The sequence below is a fragment of the Bradyrhizobium sp. CER78 genome, assembly GCF_029846235.1.
Lineage (GTDB): Bacteria > Pseudomonadota > Alphaproteobacteria > Rhizobiales > Xanthobacteraceae > Bradyrhizobium.
The window spans coordinates 46,342-57,980 of the sequence record NZ_JARVWP010000004.1; the positions used below are offsets into that span (position 1 = coordinate 46,342).

The 11,639-nt window shown below is 64.2% G+C and carries 11 protein-coding genes; 8 read left to right on the plus strand and 3 right to left on the minus strand.

Annotated features, from left to right (window positions below; all coding sequences use genetic code 11):
* The first annotated feature begins 559 nt into the window (after positions 1-559).
* From QDT69_RS08990 to QDT69_RS09010, 5 genes are all read left to right on the plus strand, one after another.
* Positions 560-1,186, plus strand: coding sequence for an HAD family phosphatase (locus tag QDT69_RS08990; RefSeq protein WP_279706245.1), 627 nt, complete (start codon positions 560-562; stop codon positions 1,184-1,186).
* 80 nt (positions 1,187-1,266) lie between these two features.
* A complete protein-coding gene (gene glp, locus QDT69_RS08995; protein WP_279706246.1) occupies positions 1,267-2,478 on the plus strand; it encodes a gephyrin-like molybdotransferase Glp in 1,212 nt (403 codons plus the stop codon).
* A 243-nt stretch (positions 2,479-2,721) separates the two neighbouring features.
* Positions 2,722-3,426: a transcriptional repressor LexA gene (gene lexA / locus QDT69_RS09000; protein WP_279706247.1), complete on the plus strand. Its 705-nt coding sequence runs from the start codon at positions 2,722-2,724 to the stop codon at positions 3,424-3,426.
* Positions 3,427-3,692: 266 nt separating this feature from the next.
* Positions 3,693-4,121 (plus strand): hypothetical protein, encoded by a 429-nt coding sequence (locus tag QDT69_RS09005; RefSeq protein WP_074130078.1) that lies wholly within the window; start codon positions 3,693-3,695, stop codon positions 4,119-4,121.
* A 145-nt stretch (positions 4,122-4,266) separates the two neighbouring features.
* Positions 4,267-4,494 carry a hypothetical protein gene (locus QDT69_RS09010; RefSeq protein ID WP_279706248.1) on the plus strand — a complete coding sequence of 76 codons (228 nt, stop codon included), beginning with the start codon at positions 4,267-4,269 and terminating at the stop codon, positions 4,492-4,494.
* An 11-nt stretch (positions 4,495-4,505) separates the two neighbouring features.
* Here QDT69_RS09010 and QDT69_RS09015 read toward each other — a convergent pair whose 3' ends face one another.
* Positions 4,506-6,794, minus strand: coding sequence for a ComEC/Rec2 family competence protein (locus tag QDT69_RS09015; protein WP_279706249.1), 2,289 nt, complete (start codon positions 6,792-6,794; stop codon positions 4,506-4,508).
* A gap of 432 nt (positions 6,795-7,226) precedes the next feature.
* On the opposite strand from QDT69_RS09015, the gene QDT69_RS09020 reads away from it, so the two are divergent.
* A complete protein-coding gene (locus QDT69_RS09020; RefSeq protein ID WP_279706250.1) occupies positions 7,227-8,555 on the plus strand; it encodes an MFS transporter in 1,329 nt (442 codons plus the stop codon).
* A 229-nt stretch (positions 8,556-8,784) separates the two neighbouring features.
* Here QDT69_RS09020 and QDT69_RS09025 read toward each other — a convergent pair whose 3' ends face one another.
* Complete coding sequence (locus QDT69_RS09025; RefSeq protein ID WP_279706251.1) at positions 8,785-9,147, minus strand: SPW repeat protein; 363 nt, start codon at positions 9,145-9,147, stop codon at positions 8,785-8,787.
* A gap of 246 nt (positions 9,148-9,393) precedes the next feature.
* Between QDT69_RS09025 and QDT69_RS09030 the strand changes: the two genes are divergently transcribed.
* Together QDT69_RS09030 and glnA are read left to right on the plus strand one after the other, a co-directional pair.
* Positions 9,394-9,576: a hypothetical protein gene (locus QDT69_RS09030; RefSeq protein WP_279706252.1), complete on the plus strand. Its 183-nt coding sequence runs from the start codon at positions 9,394-9,396 to the stop codon at positions 9,574-9,576.
* Positions 9,577-9,688: 112 nt separating this feature from the next.
* The gene (gene glnA / locus QDT69_RS09035; RefSeq protein ID WP_279706666.1) at positions 9,689-11,119 is read left to right on the plus strand and encodes a type I glutamate--ammonia ligase; all 1,431 of its coding nucleotides are present in this window, start codon (positions 9,689-9,691) and stop codon (positions 11,117-11,119) included.
* 126 nt (positions 11,120-11,245) lie between these two features.
* Here glnA and QDT69_RS09040 read toward each other — a convergent pair whose 3' ends face one another.
* Positions 11,246-11,632, minus strand: coding sequence for a nuclear transport factor 2 family protein (locus QDT69_RS09040; RefSeq protein WP_279706253.1), 387 nt, complete (start codon positions 11,630-11,632; stop codon positions 11,246-11,248).
* Positions 11,633-11,639: the final 7 nt, after the last annotated feature.

The following is an 11,639-nucleotide window of genomic DNA, read 5'->3' on the forward strand; positions in this document are numbered from 1 at the left end:
GGCTAGAACCAACGCCGTCCGCCCGTATTCAATGCGGGCGGCGTTGCTCGTTTCCGGCCTGGAACAGCAAATGGCGACCCCAGCCTGTCACGCGCCTGGCATTCATCGAAGTTCCCGGGCAGGAACCGGAACGGACCTTCATCGACGTGAGTTGGACAGAATGATTTTCGACGAAGGAGCGTCATCGCCGTGACCCGGAAAACCCTACAGGCACGTTCGGAGCAGGCGCTCGTCGTCATCATTCTCAGCACCGGCGCGCTCATCGCCTATCTCGGCCTAGCGCTATCCAGAATGTGAGAGGGTCTGCGCTCGCGCGCGCCGAAAGCTGTATCCCCATCCTCAACTGTCATCGCCCGGCTCGACCGGGCGATCCAGTACGCCGCGGCTTCTCGATTCAAGCACCGCCGTCTCTGGAATACTGGATCACCCCGCCTTCGCCTTTCGCGGGTGATGACACCGTGCGCGCGGGAACGACAGCGCGCTTAACCGCGTCGCATGCCTGCCGCACAAATCGGGGACATTGCCGCCCGCCCGCAATTCTCGTACACGGTTTCACGCAATGACCTCGCAACTCTCCCCCGATTCCGTCGACGTGCTGCTGTTCGATATCGGCCGCGTCGTGCTCGACATCGACTTCGACAAGGTGATGGCGCACTGGGCGCAGCATGCCGGCTGCGCACCGGCCGAGCTCGCCAGCCGCTTCGTCGTCGACGACAGCTTCAAGCATCACGAGATCGGCCGGATCGACGATGCGGCATTCTTCGCCAATCTGCGCCAGTCGCTCGGCATCGGTCTCAGCGACGCGCAATTCCTCGAGGGCTGGAATTCGATCTTCACCGGCGAGATGCCGGGCATCGCGCCGCTGCTCGCGTCCGCCGCGAAGCGTATGCCGCTCTACGCGTTTTCCAACACCAATCCGGCCCATGTCGCGCATTTCTCGGCCGCCCATGCCGAGTTGCTCGGCCATTTCCGCAGCGTCTTCCTGTCCTCGAGCATCGGCTTTCGCAAACCCGACGCCGAGGCCTACGATCATGTGGTAAAAGCCATCGGCGTGCCGGCGTCGCGGATCCTGTTCTTCGACGATTTGGCTGCCAATATCGAGGGTGCGCGGGCGCGCGGCCTTCATGCCATCCACGTGACATCGACGGATGACGTGGCAAGGGCGCTGACTGCACTTGGGATTTGAACATTGGGACTTGAACCTCGGGATTTGAACCTCGGGATTTGAACCCTGGATTTGAACCCTAAATTTGAGGAGCTCTGAGCGTGGCCTTGATGCCGGTTGCCGATGCCCTGTCCGCCGTTCTCGCCGGTGCCGAGCCGCTGCCGCAGGAGATGGTCGCGCTCGATGCCGCCTACCACCGCACCCTGGCCGGTGACCTTGCCGCACTCCGCACCCAGCCGCCGCAGCCGATGTCGGCAATGGACGGCTATGCAGTGCGGGCAGCCGACGCGGCCGATCTGAAAGCCCGGCTCAAGGTGATCGGCGAAGTCGCCGCCGGCCGGCCGTTCGAGCGGACGGTCAGTGCCGGCGAGGCGGTGCGGATCTTTACCGGCGGCGTGATCCCCAACGGCGCCGACGCCGTCATCATCCAGGAGGACACCAGGGTCGACGGCGACCACATCGCGATATCAGAGGCGGCAGCCGCCGGACGGCACATCCGCGCCGCAGGCGTCGACTTCCGCGAGGGCGACGTGCTGCTCGCCGCCGGCAGCTGCCTCTCCGACCGCGCGCTGTCGCTGGCCGCGGCCATGAACTATCCGGAGCTCGCGGTCCGCCGCCGGCCGAAGGTCGCGGTGCTGGCGACCGGCGATGAGCTGGTGATGCCGGGATCAAAGCCCGGCCCCGGCCAGATCGTCTATTCCAACGGCTACGCGCTGCGCGCGCTGGCGCGGGCCGAAGGCGCAGAGACCGTCGACCTCGGGATCGCCGCTGACACCGTGGAGGCGACCACGGCCGGCATCCGCCGGGCGCGCGAGGCCGGTGCCGATATCCTGATCACCACCGGCGGCGCATCGGTCGGCGACCACGATCTCGTCAAGCAGTCGCTGGAGGCCGAGGGCGTCGAGATGGCGTTCTGGCGGATCGCGATGCGGCCCGGCAAGCCGATGATGCACGGCCGACTAGGGGCGATGCGGGTGATCGGCCTGCCCGGCAATCCGGTGTCCTCCTATGTCTGCGCCTTCCTGTTCCTGGTGCCGTTGATTCGCGCATTGAGCGGCCGGAAAGTGATTCATCATCGCCGCGCGAGCGCCCTGCTCGGCCGCGACCTCGCCGCCAACGACCAGCGCGAGGACTATCTGCGCGCGCGCCTGGACGAGCGCGAAGACGGCACGCTGATCGCAACGCCTGTCATGCAGCAGGACAGTTCGCTGCTCGGGAATCTCGCTGCGGCACGGGCACTTCTCGTGCGTCCGCCGTTTGCGCCGGCGGCTGTCAAAGGCGCCGAGTGCGAGATCCTGACGCTGCCTGAGTGAGGCTTTCGCGGCCCGCTCATTGTGCGTCGCCGAGCGCGTTCACCGGAAATTAAGTGGTTGCGGAACACATATCGAACATATAGTGTCCGTTCATGATTTGTTTCGAGTACTGGTGTCTACAAACGGGAGGCCACCAGGGAGCGCTTGCAGCAAGCACGATGCTCCTGAGGTCAGGCCCGGCCTGCAGGCCCCACTGAAGAGTCTCGGAATCGAACGACGCTATCAACCGGGGGAATACTCGAGATGCTCACGCGCAAACAGTACGAACTTCTGCGTTTCATCAATGAACGTCTGAAAGAGGCCGGCGTGCCGCCCTCCTTCGACGAGATGAAGGATGCGCTCGACCTGCGCTCGAAGTCCGGTATCCACCGCCTGATCACTGCACTGGAGGAGCGCGGCTTCATCCGCCGCCTGCCCAACCGCGCCCGCGCCATCGAAGTCATCAAGTTGCCCGAGCTCGCAGCCGGCGGCGGCAACGGCCGCCGCGGCTTCACGCCAAGCGTCATCGAAGGCACCCTCGGCAAGCGCACCAGCACGCCCCCGGTCGCCGAGGACGACGGCAACCGTCCGGTCGCCGTGCCCGTGATGGGCCGGATCGCCGCCGGTACGCCGATCGAGGCGCTGCAGACCCGCAGCCACACCATCAGCGTGCCGCCCGACATGCTCGGCGCCGGCGAGCATTATGCGCTGGAAGTGCGCGGCGACTCGATGGTCGATGCCGGCATCCTCGACGGCGACATGGCGCTGATCCAGCGCAACGACGTCGCCAACACCGGCGACATCGTGGTGGCGCTGATCGACGAGGAGGAAGCCACCCTGAAACGCTTCCGCCGCCGCGGCGCATCGATCGCGCTTGAGCCGGCCAACACCGCCTATGAAGTGCGCATCCTGCCGCCGAACCGGGTCCGCATCCAGGGCAAGCTGATCGGCCTCTATCGCAAGTACTGAGCGCAAATACTTGCGGCGGCGAGGAACGAGCAACACATCGGATCGTTCCTTGAAGGATGGCGCAACGCGCGGCTTCTCGTGCGGCCTGCCTGACGCGCTCCGATACCTCTCACGCAGCGTCGCGTGTTTGTGATTGAGGCGGCCTCGGGCCAGTCGTACAATCGCCCAGAAACGAGCAGACACTCGTTCGCTATCGTCCACTCTGGTAGAGGCCCTATGCCTCAAGGAGAGGCACGGGTCGCTACCTCGAAATGAGGAGCCAACCGATGTGTGACTATAGTCTGCACGCCGTGGCATCGCGCCCCGCCATTGTCGGAGAGACGCTTATCACGACGACCTTCCGCGGCACGTCGACCCGCGGCTTTGCTTCGGAGAACGATCCCACTGTCGCGGTCTGCATGCTGCCAGGCACCGAGCTCGCTTTCGCCGAGAACGTTCGCTACGACAGCCGCTGGATCTGGACCAAGACGATGAACTTCCGCGTCGGCGTGTTCAACGAAGTCGAGCCCGACGTGCCCGATCGCCATCACGACGCGGTCGAATTCCCCGACGGCAGCCATGTGCTGGTGACCCAGCTCGTCGAGGGACAGCGCGTCAGCGTGCTGCAACTGCCGGCGCTGCATCCGCCGGTCGAGCAGAAGCCGAAGGTTGTGGAGCGGCGGCCCTCCGCATTCGCGTCGCTGTTTTTGGGTTGAACGCATCGTCGCCACGGAATGACCCGTTCGGCGGCGGATGACCTAAGCGATTTCGAGCGACCCCGGACGTCGGGTTCCGGGGCGCAACAGGAGATTTGCGTCGGCGGACGGCTTGGCGCATCATCGTGCACGGAGGACGTGCGCGGTGGTCGATAAGGTCACATGGCAAAAAGCTGGACGCGTCACGGAGCCGGGCCGCTACATGTTCCGGTTCGGCTGGCTGACGGTCACGGCCGACGACCTGAAGGTCTGGCAACGGTTTCCCGAGGCGGTCTTCACTCTCGTCAAGAAGCCCGACGGCGGCCCCGACTCCGACGAATACCATCTCGGCCTGTTTGAGCTGCCCTCCGGCACCTCGCTCGATCCCGGCTAATCCTCGCCTTACTAATCCTCGCCTTGCAGATCGACCTCGGACGGCGTCGCGTCGACGGCGGGCCGCGGCACGGCGGCGGGTGCGCGCAGCGTCGTCTCGCTCTCGCCATCGCCGGGAACCGCCGGCGACCACGGCCGGTCGATCCCGCCCGGCTTGACCGCATCGATGGCGTAGCCGTCCCGGATCCGCCGCAGCATCAGCGCGCCGTGGCGCCGCAGCCGCTCGGCGTCGATCACTGAGGCGGCGCAGTCCCGCGGCGGTGGCGGCCGCGCGGTCACGATCAGCGCCGCGCGCTCGCAATCGTCGGCCAACGCCTCCGGCCGGGTCGCCAGCGCGACGAAGGCGCCGTTGGGCCCTTGCGTCACGCAGCCGCTCGGATCGCAGGAGACCCCCTCGCCGAGCGACGCATCCGTAGCAGTCCGCGCGTCAGCATCCGCCGCCAGCCATTCCTTCACGAGAAAGGCATCCTTGGCGCTGTGCATCAGATGTAGCCGCCCGTCGCCGCCACGCACCGCGACGTTGCGACCGTCGGCCGAGACCAGGACGTCCGGCTGCGGCACCCGCACCGCCCAGACCGAGGCGACCACGAGCAACGCGGCCCCCGACCAGCGCAGCGGCGAACGCAACAATCCGAGCAGGATCAGACCGGCACTCGCCAGGATCATCGGCCCGACGCCGAACGCCGCCATCCGGCCGACCGCGCCGGGCAGCGCCGCGACCCATTGCGTCACCAGGATCATCCAGTCGATTCCGAACCCCATGATCGCCCAGAACACCCCGTCGAAGCCGAACGGCATGGCGAGGAGCCCGAGCAGGCCCGCCGGCATCACCACGGCCGACACCACCGGCATGGCCGCGAGGTTCGCGAGCAGCCCGTACGGGGTGACGCGATGGAAATGGAACGCGGCGTAGGGCGTCGTCGCGAGCCCCGCGACCAGCGAGGCCAGCGTCAGCATCGTCAGCTCGCGCCCGCCCCACAGCGCGACCCGCGCGGTCGCCGAATGGTCGGGTGACGCCAGCAGGTTCGGCAGCCCGATCTGCACCAGCGCCACCAGCCCAAGCGTCGCGGCAAACGACATCTGGAAGCTGGGATGCACCAGCGCCTCCGGCGCGATCGCGAGCACGATCAGCGCCGCCACCGCCAGCGTGCGGAAGGTGATGGCGCGGCGGTCGACCATCACGGCGATCAGCACCACGGCCGTCATGAAGAACGACCGCTGGGTCGCGACCTCTGCTCCCGACAGCAAAAGATAGAACGCTGCGGCGACGAGCGCCGCCGCAGCAGCCCATTTCTTGATCGGCTGTCCCGCCGTCAGCGCCGGAAACAGCGCAAGCAGCGCGCGGATCGTGAAGAACACGACGCCTGCGACGACCGCCATGTGGTAGCCGGAGATCGACAGCACATGGCCGAGCCCCGAGATGAACATCGCATCGTTAACCGGCGTCGTGATCGCATCGCGCCGCCCGGTGAGCAGCGCGGTTGCGATCGCGCGCTGATCGCCGTCGAGCGTAGTGCGGATGCGTGCGTCGATGGCGTCGCGCAGCCACTGCATGAAGGCTGCGTAGCGCAGCGCGAGGCCACCGGCCGCCGGCGGCTCCCTGGTCTTGACCGCCCCCATCACGAAGCCGGACGCTCCGATGCCCTGGAAATACAGGTCGCGGCCGAAATCATAGGAGCCCGGACGCTGCGGCCCAAGCGGCGGCATCAGCCGCGCCTTCAATTCGACGAAGCTGCCGACTTCGGGCGCGGTGCCCTTCTTCACCGACAGCCTGACACGCTCCAACTTCGTATTGTCGCGCGGGCTCTCCATCGAGACCACCCGCAGCACGAAGCGATCGGTCTTCTCTCTGATGTCGCGCGTCTCGACGAAGCCGGTCAGCGCCACGGAGAACATCGGCCGCGCCAGCACGCCATGGGCGATCCGCGCCGTTTTCCATGTCGCGGTCGCAAAGCCCGCGGCAACCGCAGCCAGCATTACGACGGCGGGAAACACACTGCGCCGCCGGAGCAGCAGCGCCAGCAGGCAGAGCACGATCGCGACAGTGGCCGCGACCGACAGCACCGGCTCGTGCTCGGCCGCGAAATAGAATGCGATGCCGGTGCCGAACGCCACCGGCACCCACGGCAACAGCCGACCGGCGCCCGCCTCCGCGCGCGCCCATTCCCGCAACGTCTCGACGAAGGGCCGCCAGATGCTGGCAGGCGTCGGCAGATAGCCGCCGGCAGGAACGACGGCACGCGGCGGCCACGTCCCCGCGTAGCCGCGTTTGCCGCCCGGCGTCGTGCCCTGCTCCGCCATTCCACTTGTGATCCCTGCCGGGCGGCAAGGCTACCGGAAGCAGTGACCTCACCGCTAGCGGAACGGATGCAGAATACGGACCGGCAAGGCGGGATACGAGGACCGACCTGCGCCGCGCGGCTCCCCGCACGGGCCACAGCTCCTGCCCGCGTCAGACCGATCGAGCCGAAAGTCGCATTAGGTACCAATCCGGTTGGGATTAGACTGCCCTGACGCCTGCATTCCCGGACAGACAGGGATGAGGCGCTAACGGCTCGCGGCACTGAAGGCCGCTGGAGCTCTTCTCAGGTGGTCCAAAACTCCCCTGAGACCAGGCGTTGCGGACGAACTCGCAAATCTCGCCTGCAACGCCGCGCACCACGCGCACTCCGCGAGCGGATTGATCGCTGAAAAAACGCGAGGAGTAGCGTCTGCATTTGATAGGAGCAGCACATGGCAATTCAAGTACCTAGCGATTTTCGTCGCGTGATTGTCGCTGCGTCAGTGGGAAACATCATTGAATGGTACGACTTCTATATTTTTGGCAGCCTTGCCGCCGTTCTATCGGTCAAGTTCTTTGAGCAATCCCACCCCGTCGCAGCCCTGCTGAGCACAATCGCACTGTTCACTGCGGGATTCCTGATCCGTCCGCTGGGGGCCTTCCTGTTCGGATGGATGGGCGATCGGGTCGGCCGCAAATATACATTTCTCATTACGTTGAGCGGAATGGGCCTGGGAACGGGAGCAATCGGACTGATTCCAACCTATCAGTCGATCGGCCTGACGGCCGCATTCATTCTGTTCGGTTTGCGGATGATCCAGGGTCTGTGCCTCGGCGGCGAATATGGCGGCGCCATCACCTATGTCGCCGAGCATGTTCCGGACGACAGCCGCGGCTACTACACGGGCTGGCTACAAACCTCGCCGACGCTCGGGATCGTGGTGTCGCTGGCCGTGATCGTCCTGACCCGGAGCTGGGCCGGCAATCAGGCCTTCGACGAATGGGCCTGGCGCGTTCCGTTCCTGCTCTCGTTCGTGCTGGTGGCCATCGCCATCTACATCCGCCTCCAGCTCCAGGAGACGCCGATTTTCCAGGAGATCAAGGCACGCGGACAGATGACCAGGAATCCGTGGAAGGAAGCCTTCCTCAGCGCCAACATCAAGTACATCGGGATCGCCATCGTCGTCCTGATCGGACAGGGCGTGGTCTGGTACAGCGGTCAATTCTGGGCACTGTACTTCCTGCAGCAGGTTTCGAAGGTGGACGCGCTCTCCTCGGCCTACATCGTAGGAGCAGCATTGCTGATCGCAACACCGAGCCTGATCTTCTTTGGCTGGCTGTCGGATCAGATCGGCCGCAAGCCCGTGATCCTGGGAGGGATGCTGCTCGCCGCGATCACCTACTATCCGCTGTATCTGTGGCTCGGCACGGTCACACAGCCGGGACACATCAACTATCCGGCCGCCGTCTTCATCGTCTTTATCCTCGTCTGCTATGTCGGGATGGTGTACGGGCCGGTCGGCGCGTTCCTGGCGGAATTCTTCCCAGGGAGGATCAGGTACACCTCAGTCTCGGTGCCGTATCATATCGGCAACGGCTGGGGCGGCGGCTTGGTGCCGTTCATCACATCGGCCGCTTTCGCGGCCACCGGCAGCATCGGCTACGCGCTGATCTACCCGATTGTCGTTCCGGCGGTGTGTTTCGTGATTGCCCTGCTCGTCATGCCTGAGACACGCAAGACCAGAATTTGGGAGCAGATCGAGGCGAGCGTCGCATCGTAACGAAGTGACCTTGCTGCGGGGCGACTGCGGCAGGAGTCATGGCCGTCTTCCAGCAGGTGCGGACGATGATTCTGAATCGTCCCGCACTCGCGGTCCCTTGCGTGATTTCTCTGCAGAACTTGCGTCCGCGTGACATCGATGCGGCCTGGAGGGGACCCTGCTCCATGCAACCAAACCTCTGCGGCCGCCAGTGATAGGCGGTTAGACCAACACTTCCGTTGGCTTCCTCTCAGCCAGCCCGGTGATGCCACCGATCGTGCCACCAGGTGGTGAAATCACGATCCGTGGTCAGCTCCCAGCAAGCGAGCACGATCACCACGATGCCGGCGAGCACGCTGCCCGTCGTGACCGATCCGTGTTCGTAGCTGAACGTCCAGGGTGCCAGCACCAGAGCCAACCCCATCAGCATCTCGCCCCATTCCTCCAGATAGGACGGAATGATGAATGCCTCCAAGGCAAACAGCACGACGCCCAATCCGAGTGCGATGGAGATCCAGAGAGCTGCCCCGGAGAAGCCCAGTGCAAACGGCGACGCGACCAGCCAAACGCCCACCAACAGGCTGGCAGCATCCTGCCAGTGTTGAATGCGCATAATCCTCACCTCCCTCTTCCGAAGATATGGTGCGGTGGGGACAAAAAAACCTGTCCAGCCTGCGTTGTGTTGCCGCTGCTGATCGGTGAGCCGGCGACCATGCTGGCATCCCTCCGCCCGGAGAGCGCTCTTGTAATCGCGCTGCAGCAAGATGCACACTGTGTGAGCTTGACTAGGTGTCAACGTCTGCGGTTCGCGGTCCACCGGTATTCACGGCTGCGCTCAGGACGAGAGGAGTATGACGCCATGCGAGAAATCGAAATCCACAACTATGCGCGGCAATTGCTCGAGGCACATGGCGCCAAGGCCATTGCAGAAGCGGCGCAAAACGCCATCGAGCTCGAAGCAAAGGGCGAGGCCGAGCTGGCCAAAACGTGGCGGCATATCGAAGACGCTATGAAGCTGATGCGCGGGCCGCACCAAAGCTGAGCTGCTAGCGCGCAGTGCAGAACGTGGAGCAGTATCCGTCTCAAGTCGCCTTGTGACGGCTGAACGGCAGCATGATCTCTACGACCCGGCTCTCGATGACAGGAGCGAAGCTATGTTTCCAAAATGTGCAACAGCCGAAGATCTCGTAAAGGCGATCAAGGACGAGAAAGTGCAGATGATCGATCTGCGCTTCACCGACTTGCCGGGGCTATGGCAACATTTTTCTGTCCCGCCGAGCGCGGCGAACGTCGATGCTCTCAGCGAAGGGATTGGATTCGACGGCTCATCGATCCGCGGCTTTCAGGAAATTCAGGAAAGCGACATGCTGGTCGTCCCGGACCCGACCACGGCTTTCCTCGACCCGTATTCCCCTGCATCCACCCTGGTATTGATCTGCAACATCCGCGACCCCGTCACCGGTCAATCATATAGCCGTGATGCCCGCTACATCGCCCAGAAAGCCGAAACTCACCTGAAGGCTACGGGCCACGCCGATACCAGCTACTTCGGTCCGGAGGCGGAGTTCTTCGTGTTCGACAGCGTGCGCTACGGACAAGGCATCAATTACGCTTTCCACGAAATCGATTCCGGTGAAGGCAGCTGGAACACGGGCACGGAGGAAGCGCCCAATCTGGGACACAAGCCGCGCCCGAAAGAGGGATACTTTCCGGTGCCCCCAACGGACAGCATGCAGGCGCTGCGCACCGAGATGGTGTTGATCATGGAGCAGTTGGGCATCCAGATCGAAGCCCACCACCATGAAGTCGCAACCGGTGGACAGAACGAAATCGACATGCGCTTCACCACGCTGACGCGCATGGCGGACAATCTGATGATCTACAAATACGTGGTGAAGAACACCGCCCGCCAGAACGGCATGACCGCGACGTTCATGCCAAAACCGCTGTTCGAGGACAACGCGTCCGGAATGCATGTCCATCAGTCGCTGTGGAAGGGCGAGACCAACCTGTTCTACGACAGGGGCGACTATGCCGAACTGAGCCAACTCGCTCGCCATTATATCGGCGGCCTGTTGACCCATGCCTGGGCATTGTGCGGGCTTTGCGCCCCAACCACCAACTCCTATCGACGACTGGTGCCGGGCTATGAGGCTCCGATCAATCTGGTCTATTCCCAACGCAACCGATCAGCTTGCTGCCGCATTCCGATGTATTCGCCGAATCCGAAGGCCAAGCGCGTCGAATTTCGCTCGCCGGATCCCTCCTGCAATCCCTATCTGGCCTTTGCCGCAATGCTGATGGCAGGCCTCGACGGCATCCACAACAAGATCGACCCGGGCAGCCCGATCGACAAGAACCTCTACGACCTGCCGCCAGCCGAGGCGAAGGAGGTGAAGTCGACGCCGGGGTCATTGGACCAGGCGCTGGATGCGCTCGAACGCGATCACGCGTTCCTGCTGCGGAACGATGTCTTCACCGCGGACGTGATCGAAACCTGGCTCGACTACAAACGGAAGAAGGAGGTCGATCCCATCAGATTGCGACCTCACCCCTACGAATTCCATTTGTACTACGACATCTAGCGGCGACCGCCGACGAGCGGCGGCCGCAAGGCGCACGACGCCCGGCCTCGCGAACTGCCTACGCACTATCGCTCAATACGAGGCGCGCCAGCCCTCAACTTCTTGTGCCGCGTTCCAGCGCGAAGCCTAGATCAACGGCGTCCGCGAGGAGACGTGATGGCAGACGATCTTCCAGTCGCCGTCCTCGCGAGCGATCACCCAGGTGATCTTGACGGCAAGCGCGGGCGCATCGCCGTCGAGGAAGAATGATGCGACGCCCGCCATGTTGACGAGATCGGCATTCACCCGTTCGGTCCTGATATCGCTGAACCGAGCGCGCGGCGCGTGCCAGCGCGGCAGGCCGTCAAAGTAGGCTTTGACGCCGTCGCGGCCGCGATACAGCGTCGGATTCGAGCCGAAGAAGAACGCGCTCTTCGAATAGAGCGCGGCAAGCGCATCCGCATCGAGCTTGCTGAAGCCCGCAGACCAGCTCGCGATCATAGCGGAGGCGATATCGTCGGCTTCACTCGGCATCGATCGC